The 16,489-nt window shown below is 70.2% G+C and carries 12 protein-coding genes; 3 read left to right on the top strand and 9 right to left on the bottom strand.

Translation table 11 applies throughout. From position 1 onward, the window contains the following. Positions 1-138: 138 nt before the first annotated feature. The 3 genes from ACWC2B_RS12800 to thyX all read right to left on the bottom strand — a co-directional run bounded on the left by ACWC2B_RS12800 (position 139) and on the right by thyX (position 3,804). A complete protein-coding gene (locus tag ACWC2B_RS12800; protein WP_189970733.1) occupies positions 139-1,824 on the bottom strand; it encodes a ribonuclease J in 1,686 nt (561 codons plus the stop codon). A 127-nt stretch (positions 1,825-1,951) separates the two neighbouring features. Continuing rightward, positions 1,952-2,851: a 4-hydroxy-tetrahydrodipicolinate synthase gene (dapA, locus tag ACWC2B_RS12805; RefSeq protein WP_450716498.1), complete on the bottom strand. Its 900-nt coding sequence runs from the start codon at positions 2,849-2,851 to the stop codon at positions 1,952-1,954. Between the two features lie 212 nt (positions 2,852-3,063). Further along, positions 3,064-3,804 carry an FAD-dependent thymidylate synthase gene (gene thyX, locus ACWC2B_RS12810; protein WP_450716499.1) on the bottom strand — a complete coding sequence of 247 codons (741 nt, stop codon included), beginning with the start codon at positions 3,802-3,804 and terminating at the stop codon, positions 3,064-3,066. Positions 3,805-4,004: 200 nt separating this feature from the next. Here thyX and ACWC2B_RS12815 point away from each other — a divergent pair, with 200 nt between their 5' ends. Together ACWC2B_RS12815 and ACWC2B_RS12820 are read left to right on the top strand one after the other, a co-directional pair. Continuing rightward, positions 4,005-4,244, top strand: coding sequence for a hypothetical protein (locus ACWC2B_RS12815; protein ID WP_053728979.1), 240 nt, complete (start codon positions 4,005-4,007; stop codon positions 4,242-4,244). 126 nt (positions 4,245-4,370) lie between these two features. Continuing rightward, on the top strand, positions 4,371-4,931 hold the full coding sequence (locus tag ACWC2B_RS12820; RefSeq protein ID WP_450716500.1) for a hypothetical protein: 561 nt from the start codon (positions 4,371-4,373) through the stop codon (positions 4,929-4,931). A 27-nt stretch (positions 4,932-4,958) separates the two neighbouring features. Here the strand turns inward: ACWC2B_RS12820 and ACWC2B_RS12825 are convergent, their stop codons facing one another. The 6 genes from ACWC2B_RS12825 to eccD form a co-directional block, all read right to left on the bottom strand. Beyond that, positions 4,959-5,411, bottom strand: a complete 453-nt coding sequence (locus ACWC2B_RS12825) for a hypothetical protein (RefSeq protein WP_450716501.1) — start codon at positions 5,409-5,411, stop codon at positions 4,959-4,961. A 17-nt stretch (positions 5,412-5,428) separates the two neighbouring features. Continuing rightward, positions 5,429-6,181 (bottom strand): 4-hydroxy-tetrahydrodipicolinate reductase, encoded by a 753-nt coding sequence (gene dapB, locus ACWC2B_RS12830; protein ID WP_450716502.1) that lies wholly within the window; start codon positions 6,179-6,181, stop codon positions 5,429-5,431. 19 nt (positions 6,182-6,200) lie between these two features. Then, complete coding sequence (locus ACWC2B_RS12835; RefSeq protein WP_053728975.1) at positions 6,201-7,580, bottom strand: M16 family metallopeptidase; 1,380 nt, start codon at positions 7,578-7,580, stop codon at positions 6,201-6,203. Then, positions 7,577-9,796: a polyribonucleotide nucleotidyltransferase gene (locus tag ACWC2B_RS12840; protein ID WP_450716741.1), complete on the bottom strand. Its 2,220-nt coding sequence runs from the start codon at positions 9,794-9,796 to the stop codon at positions 7,577-7,579. The genes ACWC2B_RS12835 and ACWC2B_RS12840 overlap by 4 nt, the downstream gene beginning before the upstream one ends. Positions 9,797-10,121: 325 nt before the next feature. Beyond that, the gene (gene rpsO / locus ACWC2B_RS12845; protein ID WP_344078972.1) at positions 10,122-10,412 is read right to left on the bottom strand and encodes a 30S ribosomal protein S15; all 291 of its coding nucleotides are present in this window, start codon (positions 10,410-10,412) and stop codon (positions 10,122-10,124) included. 200 nt (positions 10,413-10,612) lie between these two features. Further along, entirely contained in the window at positions 10,613-12,115 is a 1,503-nt protein-coding gene (gene eccD, locus ACWC2B_RS12850) for a type VII secretion integral membrane protein EccD (RefSeq protein ID WP_450716503.1), read from the bottom strand. A gap of 248 nt (positions 12,116-12,363) precedes the next feature. Between eccD and eccCa the strand changes: the two genes are divergently transcribed. After that, on the top strand, positions 12,364-16,329 hold the full coding sequence (gene eccCa / locus ACWC2B_RS12855; RefSeq protein ID WP_450716504.1) for a type VII secretion protein EccCa: 3,966 nt from the start codon (positions 12,364-12,366) through the stop codon (positions 16,327-16,329). Positions 16,330-16,489: the final 160 nt, after the last annotated feature.

The following is a 16,489-nucleotide window of genomic DNA, read 5'->3' on the forward strand; positions in this document are numbered from 1 at the left end:
AGGACCGAGCCGCCGGGCTGAAGAAGTCGGGCGCCGCGGTACGGGTGTCCTTCGGCGGGCAGGCCGGCAAGGAGCTGGCGCTCACCTGCACCCCGATTTGCATCGGGGCGCCCCGCTCCGAGTACAGACCTGTGGGCGTCAGACCTCGACGACCACGGGGAGGATCATCGGACGCCTGCGGTAGGTGTCCGAGACCCACTTGCCGACCGAGCGGCGGATCAGCTGCTGGAGCTGGTGGGGCTCGACGACGCCGTCCTGAGCGGACCGGTTCAGCGCTTCCTCGATCTTCGAGACCACCGGCGTGAACGCCGAGTCGTCGATGCCGGAACCGCGCGCCTGGATGTGCGGGCCACTGGTGATCTTGCCGCTGCTGGAGTCCACCACCACGTACACCGAGATGATGCCCTCGTCGCCGAGGATGCGGCGGTCCTTCAGGGAGGACTCCGTCACGTCGCCGACCGAGAGGCCGTCCACGTAGACATAGCCCGCCTGGACCTTGCCGACGATGCGCGCTGTGCCGTCGACCAGGTCGACGACCACGCCGTCCTCTGCGATGACGATGTGGTTCTTCGGGACGCCCGTGAGGGCTCCGAGCTCCGCGTTCGCCCGCAGGTGGCGCCATTCGCCGTGCACCGGCATGAGGTTCTTCGGCTTGCAGATGTTGTAGAAGTACAACAGCTCGCCGGCCGAGGCGTGGCCCGAGACGTGAACCTTGGCATTGCCCTTGTGGACGACGTTGGCGCCCCAGCGGGTCAGGCCGTTGATGACGCGGTAGACCGCGTTCTCGTTGCCCGGGATGAGCGACGACGCCAGGATCACGGTGTCGCCCTGGACGATCCGGATCTGGTGGTCGCGGTTGGCCATGCGGGACAGCGCGGCCATCGGCTCGCCCTGCGAACCCGTGCAGACCAGTACGACCTCGTCGTCCGGCAGGTCGTCCAGCGTCTTGACGTCGACGACAAGGCCGGCCGGGACCTTCAGGTAGCCGAGGTCGCGCGCGATGCCCATGTTGCGGACCATCGAGCGGCCGACGAAGGCGACCCGGCGGCCGTACTCGTGGGCCGCGTCCAGGATCTGCTGGATGCGGTGCACATGGCTGGCGAAGCTGGCCACGATGATGCGCTTGTCGGCGTTCGCGAAGACGTTGCGCAGGACGTTGGAGATGTCCCGCTCCGGCGGCACGAACCCGGGGACCTCGGCGTTCGTCGAGTCGGAGAGGAGGAGGTCGATGCCCTCCTCGCTCAGCCGGGCGAAGGCGTGCAGGTCGGTGAGGCGGCCGTCCAGCGGGAGCTGGTCCATCTTGAAGTCGCCGGTCGCGACGGCCATGCCCGCGGGGGTGCGGATGGCGACCGCGAGGGCGTCCGGGATGGAGTGGTTGACGGCGACGAATTCGCAGTCGAAGGGGCCCAGGCGCTCGCGGTCGCCCTCGGCGACCTCCAGCGTGTACGGGCGGATGCGGTGCTCCTGGAGCTTGGCCTCGATGAGCGCGAGGGTCAGCTTGGAGCCGATCAGCGGGATGTCGGGCTTCTCGCGAAGCAGGTACGGCACACCACCGATGTGGTCCTCGTGGCCGTGCGTCAGGACGATGCCCTCGATGTCGTCGAGGCGGTCCCGGATCGAGCTGAAGTCCGGCAGGATCAGGTCGATGCCGGGCTGCTCCTCCTCGGGGAAGAGGACGCCACAGTCGACGATGAGCAGGCGGCCGCCGAACTCGAAGACGGTCATGTTCCGGCCGATTTCGCCGAGACCGCCGAGCGGTGTGACGCGCAGGCCGTTCTTGGGAAGCTTCGGCGGGGTGCCGAGTTCAGGATGCGGATGACTCAAAAGACTCTCCTCACCACACGCGCCACGTACCTGTAGGGCACGTGGCGCGTATGTCATTCGTGCACTTGCTGTTGTGTATGGGTTTTCGCGCGTTCGTCTGGCGCGTATTCAGTTGTGAAGTCTGTGGTTAGAGCTGTACCCCACCGGCTGCCAGATCGAGCGCCAGCTGGCTGGATTCTTCCGCCGTGAGCTCGACCAGGGGCAGGCGCAGCGGCCCGGCGGGGAGGCCCTGAAGGGCGAGGGCCGCCTTGGTGGTGATGACTCCCTGGGTGCGGAACATGCCCGTGTAGACGGGGAGCAGCTGCTGGTGGATCTCGGTGGCCTTGCGCACGTCACCGGCGAGGTAGGCCTCCAGGAGGGCGCGCAGCTCGGGGGTGACGAGGTGGCCGACCACGGAGACGAAGCCGCAGGCGCCGACGGAGAGCAGCGGCAGGTTGAGCATGTCGTCGCCGGAGTACCAGGCGAGGCCGGAGCGGGCGATGGCCCAGCTGGCGCGGCCGAGGTCGCCCTTGGCGTCCTTGTTGGCGACGATCCGGGGGTGCTCGGCGAGCCGGACGAGGGTCTCGGTGTCGATCGGGACGCCGCTGCGGCCGGGGATGTCGTACAGCATCACCGGGAGTTCGGTGGCGTCGGCGATGGCCGAGAAGTGCCGGAACAGGCCCTCCTGCGGGGGCTTGTTGTAGTACGGCGTGACGGCGAGCAGGCCGTGTGCGCCGGAGCGTTCGGCCGTACGGGCGAGTTCGAGGGTGTGGCGCGTGTCGTTGGTGCCGATTCCGGCGACGACGTGGGCCCGGTCTCCAACGGCCTCCAGTACGGCTCGTACGAGCTGGTCTTTCTCCGCGTCGCTGGTGGTCGGGGACTCGCCGGTGGTGCCGTTGACGATGAGCCCGTCGTTGCCTGCGTCGACCAGATGGGCCGCCAGTAGCTGGGCGCCGTCGAGGTCGAGTGCGCCGTCCGCCGTGAAGGGCGTGATCATGGCGGTGAGGACCCGCCCGAAGGGGGTCTGCGGAGTGGAGATCGGAGCCATGGGTAACACGCTACTCGCTGCTCAGCGCCAGGTGCCCCCTCGGGGGCCGGTGGCTGAGGGAGCCCGGCACTGCCTGCTCGGGGGTTCAAGCAGTGCCGGGTCCGTTTGATCAGCCTAGATGAACTTCACGAAACGCCGCAATACGGACACTTTGCGCGGCCTATCCGCACATCTGTGCCGGTATGTGCGCGACGCCCGGCCGACTGATGCGGCTACGGGGCCACCCTGCCGTTGGTGTTGAACGCCGCGTAGGTGAGCGGCATCAGGCGGGCCCACTCCCGCTCCATCTTCTCGCCGACCATCTCGATCTCCCGCTGCGGGAAGGACGGAACCTTCGCGAGCTCGTGCTGGGTGCGCAGGCCAAGGAAGTGCATCAGCGAACGCGCGTTGCACGTCGCGTACATCGAGGAGAAGAGGCCGACCGGGAGGGTGGCGCGGGCGACTTCGCGGGCGACGCCGGCCGCCAGCATCTCCTGATACGCCTCGTAGGAGCGGCGGTAGGAGTCCTCCATGACGCGGGAGGTCAGCTCCTGCTGCTCGGCCGAGCCGTCGACGAACTCGTACTTGCCGGGGCGTCCCTGCTGGACGAGCTTGCGCTCGGCGCCCGGGACGTAGAAGACCGGCTGGAGCTCCCTGTACCGGCCCGACTCCTCGTTGTACGACCAGCCCACGCGGTGCCGCATGAACTCGCGGAAGACGAAGATCGGGGCGCTGATGAAGAAGGTCATCGAGTTGTGCTCGAAGGGGCTGCCGTGCCGGTCCCGCATCAGGTAGTTGATGAGGCCCTTGGAGCGCTCGGGGTCCTTCTGGAGCTCCTCAAGGGACTGCTCGCCCGCCGTGGAGACGCGGGCTGCCCACAGCACGTCCGAGTCGGATGCCGAGTGCTTCACCAGCTCGACGGTGACGTCGCTGCGGAAGCTGGGCTTGAGGTCTGGGGCGGGGGTGTCGGTCACCGGCGGGTCCTTCCAAATTTCGTCGCTCGGGCGGCGCCCACTCTACGGCCCGGCACTGACAACTCCGCCCCTGACGGGTCGTCACCATATTCTTCGGCCAATTCGGGGAATTCGGGCACCAATCGGCACTGCTGTGCGTCTGTACCAGTAAGCAGCAGTCAGTTCGACAGCCCCTCAAGTTTCCCAGGAGATGTGCCCCCATGTTCCGCCGGCGTGAGCCCGTTCCGTTCGCATTCGTCGCCGAGGCCGACCGCTACCGCAGCAATGTCGAGCCGCCGCCTCGCGAGCGTGCGAGCGCAGGTCAGCTCGTCGGGCGAACGCTGGTGGGGCTCACCGTCATAGCCGGGCTCACCGGTGCGCTGCTCTTCGGGCTGCCCGCCATGGAGAGCCCCCAGTCCCCCGCGCACAGCCAGCAGTCCGAGGCCTCCAACGGGCGTTGACGGCCGCTGACCGGCGTCGGACGCGCCGACGCGCGCCCGGACCCCCGGAGGTGGCCGCAGGGTGACCTCCTGGGTAGCCTCACCCCGCACAGCCCAATCGAGCGTGCTTGTGAGTGAGGATCAGTCGTGCCCCTGCCCTTCCTGACGGCCGACCGCGCAGTTGACGCACCCGGTGAGTACTCCGACGAGGTCGCTCTGCCCTTCGACGACCACGATCGCTGGCGGCGGCCCTACCGGCCGGGCCCGTGGCGGGTCGGCGTGGCGGCCGTGCTGCTGCTCCTCGCCTCGTTCGTGCTGCTCGCCGCCGTGATCATCGCCGCCGCCGGGGAGCCGACGGGCGCGGTCGTCGTCCTGTTCATCGCCGTGCTGGTGATCGCCTCGTCGCTGCGGCTGCTCAGGCTCGGCGTCTGGGTGAGCAGGGCCGGGCTGCGGCGGGTCGCGTTCTTCTCCACCACCACCGTGGCGTGGCCGCGGATCCGCGGCGTACGCACGGTGCAGCAGCCGGTGCGCTGGCTCGGGCTGCCGCGGACCGTGCAGGGGCAGGCGTTGATCGCCGAGCGCCAGGGCGGTGAGGCGCTCGGGGCGCTGCTCACCGACCACAACGCGGACTTCCTGGGGCGTGGCGAGGCTTTCGACCGGGCCGCCGATCTGGTGGAGGCCTGGGGCGACGAGTACCGCCGCGGCTGACCGGGCTCCCGGCGCCCCACCGGCGCTCTAGACGCCGGCGGGCTTGTTCTCGTGCAGGGCGATCGCCCGCTGCATCGCCTTGCGGGCCCGCGGGGTGTCGCGGGCGTCCTGGTAGGCGATGGCGAGGCGGAACCAGCAGCGCCAGTCGTTCGGGGCGTCCTCCGTCTCCTCCTTGCGGCGGGCGAAGACGGCGTCGGCCGAGTCGCGGTCGATGCGGCCGCCCTCGGTGCGGACCAACTCGTCGACGGGCAGGCCCCCTTCGGCGTCCAGCTCGGCCGCGAGCTTGTTGGCCTTGGTCACGAAGCGGGTGTTCGCCCAGAGGAACCAGATGCCGATCAACGGCAGGATCAGCACGGCCGCGCCCATGGTGACGGTGATCCAGGTGCCCTGTTCGAGGAGCAGCACGCCACGGCTACCGGCCAGGACGAAGTAGAAGACCAGGACGGCGGCCGTGACGAGATAGGTGATTTTTGCGCGCATGAGGCCGACGGTGCCGCTCAGTTGAGGTCGAGGAAGTGTTCCAGGCCGAAGGTGAGGCCCGGGGTGGTCACCACACGGCGGGCGCCGAGCAGGATGCCCGGCATGAAGCTGCTGTGGTGCAGGGAGTCGTGGCGCACGGTCAGGGTCTCGCCCTCGGCGCCGAGCAGCACTTCCTGGTGGGCCAGGAGGCCGCGCAGCCGGACGGCGTGCACCGGGATGCCGTCCACGTCGGCGCCCCGGGCGCCGTCGAGCGCCGTGGTCGTGGCGTCCGGGGCGGGGCCGACCCCCGCCTCGGCGCGGGCCGCCGCGATCAGCTGGGCGGTGCGCGTCGCGGTGCCGGAGGGGGCGTCGACCTTGTTGGGGTGGTGCAGCTCGACGACCTCGACCGACTCGAAGTACGGGGCCGCGAGCTGCGCGAACTTCATCGTCAGGACGGCGCCGATGGAGAAGTTCGGGGCGATGAGCACGCCGGTCTCCGGGGAGGCGGAGAGCCAGGAGTTCAGCTGCGCGAGGCGGTCCTCGGTCCAGCCCGTGGTGCCGACGACCGCGTGGATTTTGTGGCGTACACAGAATTCCAGGTTGTCCATCACCGAGGCGGGGGTGGTCAGTTCGACCGCGACCTGGGCGCCCGTCTCGACGAGCGTCTCCAGCTTGTCGCCGCGGCCCAGGGCCGCGACCAGCTCCATGTCCTCGGCGGCCTCCACGGCCTGTACCGCTTCGGAGCCGATCCGGCCCTTGGCACCGAGGACCGCCACGCGCAGCTTGCTCATTCGCTTGTTTCCTTAGGGGTTACGAGACCGCTTCGTGGAGGCGGTCGGCCTGCTTGTCCTTCAGCGGGCCGATGACGGACAGCGAGGGACGCTGCCCCAGGACATCACGTGCCACCTCGCGGACGTCGTCCGGGGTGACCTCGGCTATCCGGGTCAGCATGTCGTCGACCGACATCTGCTCGCCCCAGCACAGCTCGCTCTTGCCGATGCGGTTCATCAGCGCGCCGGTGTCCTCAAGGCCGAGGACGGTGGAGCCGGAGAGCTGGCCCACCGCGCGCCCGATCTCGTCGTCCGAGAGGCCCTCGTTCGCGACCCGGTCCAGTTCGTCCCGGCAGATCTTCAGGACGTCGTGGACCTGGCTGGGGCGGCAGCCCGCGTACACGCCGAACAGTCCGCAGTCGGCGAAGCCCGAGGTGTACGAGTACACGCTGTAGGCCAGGCCGCGCTTCTCGCGGACCTCCTGGAACAGCCGGGACGACATGCCGCCGCCCAGTGCCGTGTTCAGGACGCCCAGCGCCCAGCGGCGCTCGTCGGTGCGGGCCAGGCCCGGCATGCCGAGGACCACGTGGGCCTGTTCCGTGCGGCGGTTGAGGAGCTCCATCCGGCCGGCGGCCTTCAGGGTGCGGGCTCCGCTGCGCGGGGTGAGGGGGACGGCGTCCGTGCGGGACAGCGCGCCGGCCTTCTCGAAGGCCTTGCGGACCTGGCGTACGACGGTGGCGTGGTCGACGTTTCCGGCGGCCGCGACGACCAGGTGGCGCGGGTCGTAGTGCTTCTTGTAGAAGCGCGAGATCTGCGCCTGGGTAAGGGAGTTGATCGTGTCCACGGTGCCCAGGACCGGGCGGCCGAGGGGGGTGTCGCCGAGCATGGTGTGCGCGAACAGGTCGTGCACGCAGTCGCCCGGGTCGTCCTCGGTCATCGCGATCTCTTCGAGGATCACGCCGCGCTCCGCGTCGACGTCCTCGGCGAGGATCAGCGAGTCCGTCAGCATGTCGCACACGACGTCGATCGCCAGCGGCAGATCGGTGTCGAGCACCCGCGCGTAGTAGCAGGTGTACTCCTTCGCCGTGAAGGCGTTCATCTCCCCGCCGACCGCGTCGAGCGCGGAGGAGATGTCGAGGGCACTGCGCTTCTTGGTGCCCTTGAAGAGGAGGTGCTCCAGGTAGTGCGTCGCGCCGTTCAGCGTCGGCGTCTCGTCGCGCGAACCCACCTGGACCCAGATGCCGAAGGTCGCGGACCGTACGGAGGGAAGGGTTTCGGTGACGACCCTGAGGCCGCCGGGGAGGGTCGTACGGCGGACGGTGCCGATGCCGTTCTGACCCTTCAGAAGCGTTTGGGTACGGGCGACGGCCCGCCCCTCCGAAGAGGGGCGGGCCGTCGTCGCGGAACTACGGGACGTCACTTGGCAGCGTCGTCCTTGTCACTCTCGGCGGCCTCTTCACCCTCGACCACGGGGATCAGGGAGAGCTTGCCGCGGGAGTCGATCTCGGCGATCTCGACCTGGACCTTGGAGCCCACGGCCAGGACGTCCTCGACGTTCTCCACCCGCTTGCCACCGGCGAGCTTGCGGATCTGCGAGATGTGCAGCAGACCGTCCTTGCCCGGGAGCAGCGACACGAACGCGCCGAAGGTCGTCGTCTTCACGACGGTGCCCAGGTAGCGCTCGCCGACCTCCGGCATGGTCGGGTTGGCGATGCCGTTGATCGTGGCGCGGGCGGCCTCGGCCTGCGAGCCGACCTGGGCACCGATGTAGATGGTGCCGTCGTCCTCGATCGTGATCTCGGCGCCGGTGTCCTCCTGGATCTGGTTGATCATCTTGCCCTTGGGGCCGATGACCTCGCCGATCTTGTCCACGGGGATCTTGACGGTGATGATCCGCGGGGCGTTGGGGGACATCTCGTCCGGCGTGTCGATCGCTTCCATCATCACGTCGAGGATGTGGAGGCGGGCGTCGCGGGCCTGCTTGAGGGCGGCGGCCAGGACCGAGGCCGGGATGCCGTCGAGCTTGGTGTCGAGCTGGAGCGCGGTGACGAACTCCTTCGTACCGGCGACCTTGAAGTCCATGTCGCCGAACGCGTCCTCGGCACCGAGGATGTCGGTGAGGGCCACGTAGTGCGTCTTGCCCTCGATCTCCTGGGAGATCAGACCCATGGCGATACCGGCGACGGGGGCCTTGAGCGGCACACCGGCGTTCAGGAGCGACATGGTGGAGGCGCAGACCGAGCCCATGGACGTCGAGCCGTTGGAGCCGAGGGCCTCGGACACCTGACGGATCGCGTAGGGGAACTCCTCGCGCGTCGGCAGGACCGGCACGATGGCGCGCTCGGCGAGCGCGCCGTGGCCGATCTCGCGGCGCTTGGGCGAGCCCACGCGGCCGGTCTCGCCGACCGAGTACGGCGGGAAGTTGTAGTTGTGCATGTAGCGCTTGCGGGTCACCGGGGAAAGAGTGTCCAGCTGCTGCTCCATGCGGAGCATGTTGAGGGTGGTGACGCCCAGGATCTGGGTCTCGCCACGCTCGAACAGCGCCGAGCCGTGCACGCGCGGGATGGCCTCGACCTCGGCGGCCAGCGTACGGATGTCCGTGATGCCACGGCCGTCGATGCGGACCTTGTCCGTGATGACGCGCTCGCGGACCAGCTTCTTGGTCAGCGCGCGGTACGCGGCGGAGATCTCCTTCTCGCGGCCCTCGAACTGCGGGAGCAGCTTCTCGGCGGCCAGACCCTTGACGCGGTCCAGCTCGGCCTCGCGGTCCTGCTTGCCGGCGATCGTCAGCGCCTGGGCGAGCTCGCCCTTGACGGCGGTGGTGAGCGCCTCCAGGACGTCGTCCTGGTAGTCGAGGAAGATCGGGAACTCGCCGGTCGGCTTGGCAGCCTTGGCGGCCAGGTCGGACTGGGCCTTGCAGAGCACCTTGATGAAGGGCTTCGCGGCGTCCAGACCGGAGGCGACGACCTCCTCGGTCGGCGCCTCGGCGCCGCCCTTGACCAGCTGGATGGTCTTCTCGGTGGCCTCGGCCTCGACCATCATGATCGCGACGTCGCCGTCCTCCAGGACGCGGCCGGCGACCACCATGTCGAAGACGGCGTCTTCGAGCTCGGTGTGCGTCGGGAACGCGACCCACTGGCCGTTGATCAGCGCGACGCGGACGCCGCCGATCGGGCCGGAGAAGGGCAGGCCGGCCAGCTGGGTGGACGCGGACGCGGCGTTGATCGCGACGACGTCGTACAGGTGGTCGGGGTTGAGCGCCATGATCGTCGCGACGACCTGGATCTCGTTGCGCAGGCCCTTCTTGAAGGACGGGCGCAGCGGGCGGTCGATGAGGCGGCAGGTGAGGATCGCGTCCTCGGAGGGCCGGCCCTCGCGGCGGAAGAAGGAGCCGGGGATCTTGCCGGCTGCGTACATCCGCTCCTCGACGTCCACCGTGAGGGGGAAGAAGTCGAGCTGGTCCTTGGGGTTCTTGGACGCCGACGTGGCCGAGAGGACCATCGTGTCGTCGTCCAGGTACGCCACGGCGGAGCCGGCGGCCTGCTTGGCCAGGCGGCCCGTCTCGAAGCGGATGGTGCGGGTGCCGAAGGAGCCGTTGTCGATGACGGCCTCGGCGTAGTGGGTCTCGTTCTCCACTAGCGTTTTCTCCATTTACTTGGATGCAATGTCGTCTTTTCGTCCGCGGGCCCGTGTGGCCCGGGGACGGTGGGGTGACGGCGGAGAAGCGCTCCTGGGGGCGGGCCGGTCTTCGATCGAAGCACCCGGTCTTCGTTGCGTTCCGGGGGCCACTACCGAGGACCGGCGGCGGTAGGAGGGCTTCTGCTCGCTCGTCGCGGTGAAGCGTCTTCGGTGAAGCTTGTTCTGTTGTGCGTACCAGACTACTGAGCGTTCGGTACGTCTCGCATGTACAGCAAAGGGAGCGGCCCCCTAATAGGTGGGAACCGCTCCCTCGACAGCATGCTTACTTGGCGCCGCCGGCCGCACCGCGGCGGATGCCCAGGCGGTCGACCAGCGTACGGAAGCGCTGGATGTCCTTCTTGGCCAGGTACTGCAGAAGGCGGCGGCGCTGGCCGACGAGGATCAGCAGACCACGGCGGGAGTGGTGGTCGTGCTTGTGGGTCTTGAGGTGCTCGGTCAGGTCCGAGATGCGGCGGGAGAGCATGGCGACCTGAACCTCGGGGGAGCCGGTGTCGCCCTCCTTCTGGCCGAACTCGGACATGATCTGCTTCTTCGTAGCGGCGTCGAGAGACACTCGGTACTCCTCGGTGGTGTTCGTGCGCCCACGAGTGCCCCTGGTCTGGATCTCAGGGGAGCTTCCGTGACTCGGAGGCGAAGGTCCGATGAGCGCAGCTCCCAGATGTTCCGGAAGCGCGTACACAAACGGCCGTCACACAGCGTACCAGTACGCCGGGTGGCGGTTGACCCGCGGTGAACGGGGGCGGCGAAGGCGGCTCAGCTGGTCAGGGCGCGGGCCCGGGCGTACACGTCGAAGACGGCGAGGGTCAGCGGGAGGAGCGTGAGCAGGACGAATCCCTCGGCGATCTCCAGGAAGCGGCCCCAGAACGGGGTGACGCCCCGGTTCGGCACGATGAGCGCGATCGCGGTGACCAGCGCGCCGGCGACGGCGATCGCGGCGACCAGCCACAGGGTGCGGATGTCCAGGGGCGCGGTGTCGCCCTTGAGTGCGTCGGCCATCAGGCCGCGCGGCGCGTTGATGCACAGTCCGAGGCCGAGCAGGACGAGCGCGCCGAGGCCCGCGGTCAGGATGGCGGCGACCTGTGCGGTGTAGCGGAAGAGGTGGGCGCGCATCAGCAGGGCGACGCCGGTGGCCAGGGCGAGCAGCCGGCCCCAGTGGTTGTCGCCGAAGCCGAGTACCGCCGAGCCCGCGACGGCGAGCAGGGCGCAGCCGCCGACGAGGCCGACGAGCAGTTCGTGGCCGCGCCGGGCCTGGGCGGCGATGCGCTCGGCGTCGACGGGCTGCGGGGCCACGTCCTCGCCGAGGTCGCGCTGGGCGGAGTGCGGCGCGTCGAAACCGATGGGCAGCCGGGCGAAGCGCATGGACAGGCCGGGCAGGAAGGCGAGCGCGCCGACGGCGAGCTGGGTGCAGACCGCGGCGGTCTCGGTGGGCTTCATGCCGGTCAGGATCGAGACGAACACGACGAGCGCGCCCACCGCGGAGGCCAGCACGAACGCGACGAAGGGCCCGTCGCCGCGGGGCGAGAGCAGGGTGAGCACCAGCGAGGCGGTCAGGACCGCGGCGCAGGCGAGCAGCATCTGGAGCCGGCCGATGCCGTGGTGGGCGGCGAGCGGCAGCAGCCCGGAGCCGGCCACCGCGATGTTGGGCAGCGAGCCGAGGCCGAGGGCGACGGCGGAGAGCTGGTCGTCGTAGATCCGGGCGCGTACGGCCGCGAGGGTGAGCAGGAGCACACCGGCGACGGCGGCGAGGATGCCGGGCAGGCCGTGCATGTCGTGGCGCGGGTCGCCGGTCCAGGCCGCGAAGGCGAGCAGCGCGGGCAGCACGCCGCCGCCGATGAGGCCGGCGGCCCGGGTGAGCTCGGTGTTCCACAGGGTGCGGTCCTGGGTGACCGCGGAGGCGACGGCCTCGGACACGTCGTCGAAGACGGCGGGGGGCAGCGACTCGGAGAACGGGCGCAGGGTGAGCAGCTCGCCGTCGAGGATCGACTGGGCGGCGAAGGAGCGGGCGCTGTCGAGGACGGTGCCGTCGCGGCGCACCAGCGAGTAGCCGACGGGGGCGCCTTCCTCGGGGCTCTGCTGGGAGAGCCGCAGGATCTCGGGGTAGATGTCGGCGACCGGGATGTCGTCGGGCAGCGCCACGTCGATGCGGCCGTCCGGCGCGACGATCGTCACCCGGCAGAAGCCGAGGCCCGCGGCCCCGGTTGTCTGGCCGGGCCGGTTCGGCTCGGCGGCCGTCGTCGCGGTGGTCGTCGTGCTCACCCTCGGCTCCCCCTTCGTCTGGCTTCACTGGTTGTGCTCGCGGTGCCCGGTCGCCCGGTGCCGGGCGGCCCGCCGTCGCGTCAATTGCCCGGTTTTCTTCGCTCTGTTCGCGGGTGCTTACGCGAACAGACGGCACCTTATCGCCAGCCGATCACATCGGATGTCAGTAGGATCCCACCGCGGTCGGCGTTCGCCGGACACGGGGCGGCGGGCTGAACTTCTTCGACTGCCAAAAGAATTGGTGCGTTGTGAGCCACATCATCGTCAAGCGCCCGCCACGGGCTCTGCCGTCCGAGGTGCCCACGGAGGAGGTCGTTCTCCAGCCTCCGCCGGAGCTGCCGCGCGGACAGCAGGAGGGTGCGCTGATGCAACTCCTGCCCATGCTGGGCATGGGCGGCTCCGTGGTGTTCTTCTTCATGCCGAATTCGCAGCCGTTCATGAAGGTCATGGGCATGGTGATGGTCGCCTCGACGGTGGCCATGTCGGTGGCGATGATCGTGCGTTACCGCAAGGGATCGCAGGGTCAGTTGGGGGACCTGCGCCGTGACTACCTGCGCTATCTCGGCCAGACCCGGCGCTCGGCCGCCGAGGCCGCGCGCAGGCAGCGCGACGCGCAGTACTACCTGCACCCCTCCCCCGAGCAGCTGTGGGCGCTGGTCGCCGAGGGCAGCCGGGTGTGGGAGCGGCGGGCGGGCGACGAGGACTTCGGGCAGGTGCGCATCGGGCTCGGTCCGCAGGCGCTTGCCACCCCGCTGGTGCCTCCGCAGACCGCGCCGGTCGACCAGTTGGAGCCGCTGACGGCGGGCGCCATGCAGCGTTTTCTGGCCACCCACCAGACGGTGGAGGACCTGCCGATGGCGGTCTCGCTGCGCGCCTTCTACCACCTGACGGTCAGCGGCGAGGCGCAGACGGTACGCGCCTCGGCCCGCGCGCTGACCGCCTCGCTCGCCTCCCTGCACTCCCCCGAGGACCTGGTGATCGCGGTCGCCGCGTCCGCGTCCGCCTCGGCGCACTGGGAGTGGACGAAGTGGCTGCCGCACACCCAGGCGGCGGGCCTCAGTGACGGCGCGGGCAGCCGGCGTCTGATCAGCCGCAGCGCGGCCGAACTCGAAGAGTTGCTCGCGGCCCGCCTCACCGGCCGCCCCCGCTTCCATCCGGAGGGCGCGCCGCTGCCGGAGGAGCCGCACATCGTCGTCGTACTCGACGGCGCTTCACCGCCCCCGATGTCGGTCCTCGCCTCGGCCGAGGGCCTGCAGGGCGTCACGGTCGTCGAGGTCGTCCCCGGTGAACTCACCGGCGCCCGAGGCGACTTGGCGATCGTCGTGCATCCCCGCACGCTGCGCCTGGAGTCGGGCCACGGCCTCGTGTACGAGGGCACGCCCGACCTCCTCTCCTACGAGTCCGCCGACGCGCTGGCCCGTCAGCTCGCCCCGCTGCGCATGGCCTCCGGTGGGGACGACGACGAACCGCTGCTCGCCAACCTGGAGTTCACCGATCTGCTGAGCCTCGGCGACGCGGACTCGGTGGACACCGCCCGCACCTGGCGGCCACGTTCCGCCTCCGAGCGGCTGCGGGTGCCGATCGGTGTCGGCGAGGACGGCCGTCCCGTCATGCTCGACCTGAAGGAGGCCGCGCAGGACGGCATGGGCCCGCACGGCCTGTGTGTCGGCGCGACCGGTTCCGGCAAGTCGGAGCTCCTTCGCACCCTGGTCCTCGGCCTCGCGGTGACCCACTCCTCCGAGACGCTGAACTTCGTCCTCGCCGACTTCAAGGGTGGCGCGACCTTCGCCGGCATGGCGCAGATGCCGCACGTCGCGGCCGTCATCACCAACCTGGCCGACGACCTCACGCTGGTCGACCGCATGGGCGACTCGATCCGCGGCGAGCTCAACCGCCGCCAGGAGATGCTGCGCGACGCGGGCAACTACGCCAACATCCACGACTACGAGCGGGCCCGGCTCGCCGGCGCCCCGCTCCAGCCCGTCCCCTCGCTCGTCCTGGTCATCGACGAGTTCAGCGAACTGCTCACCGCCAAGCCGGACTTCATCGAGATGTTCGTGCAGATCGGCCGCATCGGCCGGTCCCTCGGCGTGCATCTGCTGCTCGCGTCCCAGCGCCTGGAGGAGGGCCGGCTGCGCGGCCTGGAGACCTACCTCTCCTACCGGATCGGTCTGCGCACCTTCTCCGCCGCCGAGTCGCGCGCTGCCCTCGGCGTCCCCGACGCCTACCACCTGCCGAGCATCCCGGGCTCCGGCTACCTCAAGTTCGGCACCGACGAGATGACCCGCTTCAAGGCTGCGTACGTCTCCGGCGTGTACCGCACCGGCGCCGACCGGTCCGCCGCGCTCGGCGGCCCGGTGCCCGTCGACCGGCGCCCGGTGCTGTTCACCGCGGCCGAGGTGCCGGTGACGTACGCCCCGCAGACCGTGCCGGGGCCGCGCGCCGAGACCGGGCCGCGCACCGACGACGCGCTCGCCGACACGGTGCTCGACGTCATCGTGCGCCGCCTCGAAGCGCGCGGCCCGGCCGCCCACCAGGTGTGGCTGCCGCCGCTCGACAGCCCGCCGGCGCTCGACACGCTGCTGCCCGGCCTCGCGCCGGTGGAGGGCCGCGGGCTCACGCAGCCCGGCTACGAGGGCGCGGGGCGGCTCGTCGTGCCGCTCGGCCTCGTCGACAAGCCGTACGAGCAGCGCCGCGACCCGCTGTGGTGCGACTTCTCGGGTGCGGCCGGCCATCTGCAGATCCTGGGCGGCCCGCAGTCCGGCAAGTCGACGCTGGTGCGCACCCTGCTCGCGTCGTTCGCGCTCACGCACACTCCGCAGGAAGTGCAGTTCTACGGGCTCGACTTCGGCGGTGGCGGCATGGCCGCGGTCGCCGGTCTGCCGCACGTCGGTGGCGTCGCGTCCCGTCTGGATCCCGAGCGGGTGCGGCGTACGGTCGCCGAGGTGTACGGCGTGCTGACCCGCCGCGAGGAGTACTTCCGCTCGGCGGGCATCGCCTCGATCGCCGACTTCCGGGCCCGCCGGGCGCGCGGCACCATCTCGGTCGCCGACCAGCCGTGGGGCGACGTGTTCCTCGTCATCGACGGCTGGGGCAACTTCCGTACCGAGTACGAGGGTCTGGAGCAGGTCGTCCTGGACATCGCGGCGCGCGGCCTCGGCTACGGCATCCACCTGGTGCTGACCGCGTCGCGCTCGATGGAGGTCAGGGCCAACCTCAAGGACCACCTCATGAACCGCCTGGAGCTGCGGCTCGGCGACACCATGGACTCGGAGTTCGACCGCAAGGTCGCCGCCAACGTGCCCGTCGGCGTGCCCGGACGCGGCCAGTCCCCGCAGAAGATGCACTTCATGGCGGCCGTGCCGCGCATCGACGGCCTCCAGTCCGACACCGACCTCGCCGAGGCCACGGCCGCCCTGGCCACCGAGGTCTCCCGGCACTGGACGGCCCCGGGCGCACCAGCGGTACGCCTGTTGCCGCGCGAACTCCCGGCATCCCAACTCCCGCCGGGCTACGCCTCACCCGACCGCGGCATCGCCTTCGCACTGGACGAGAACAACCTGGAGCCGGTGTTCGTCGACTTCGAGCAGGACCCGTTCTTCCTCATCTTCGGCGAGGGCGAGTCCGGCAAGTCGAACCTGCTGCGCCTCCTGATCACCCAGCTCACACAGCGGTACGAGGGTGACGCGTGCAAGCTGTTCGTGGTGGACAACAGGCGCGCCCTGCTGGATGTGACCCCGGCCTCGCACCTGGCCGAGTACATCCCGATGTCCAACGCCATGGACCACCACATGGACGCCCTGGCCGACCTGATGCAGCGCCGCGCGCCCAGCGCGGAGGTGACCGCGCAGCAGCTGAGGGACCGCAGTTGGTGGCGCGGCCCCACGGTGTACGTGGTGGTCGACGACTACGACCTGGTGTCGACGTCGAGCGGCAATCCGCTGGGCAAGCTGACAGAGCTCCTGCCGTTCGCCCGCGACGTCGGCGTCCGCTTCATCATCGCCCGCTCCACGGCGGGCGCGGGCCGCGCCGCGTACGAGCCGTTCATCCAGCGCATGAAGGAACTGGGCGCCCAGGGCGTGGTGCTGGCCGGCGACCCCGGCGAGGGCGACATCCTGGCCGGCGTCCGCCCCCGCCCGATGCCGACGGGCCGCGGCACCTTCGTCTCCCGCAAGCGGGGGAAGCCGCTGGTGCAGACGGGGTTGATGGAGTAGGGACTGCGGGAGGGACGCGCCCGTATCGGACCGGACCGGACTGGACTGGGCGCCCCCTCCTTCGTACTCGTGAATCCTGCCGGGCCCCCTGCCCATCGGGCGGCGCCAAGTAGGCTGAGCGGACAGCTGGTTGATGTCGTATTGGCTGCGCTTGGCACGT

This window comes from Streptomyces sp. NPDC001415, from assembly GCF_053597395.1.

Excerpts from the sequence above, each read along its gene's own strand:
- dapB (WP_450716502.1), bottom strand. The coding sequence starts at position 6,181 with ATGAGCAAGCTGCGCGTGGCGGTCCTCGGTGCCAAGGGCCGGATCGGC.
- ACWC2B_RS12825 (WP_450716501.1), bottom strand. The coding sequence starts at position 5,411 with ATGCGCGCAAAAATCACCTATCTCGTCACGGCCGCCGTCCTGGTCTTC.
- ACWC2B_RS12815 (WP_053728979.1), top strand. The coding sequence starts at position 4,005 with ATGTTCCGCCGGCGTGAGCCCGTTCCGTTCGCATTCGTCGCCGAGGCC.
- dapA (WP_450716498.1), bottom strand. The coding sequence starts at position 2,851 with ATGGCTCCGATCTCCACTCCGCAGACCCCCTTCGGGCGGGTCCTCACC.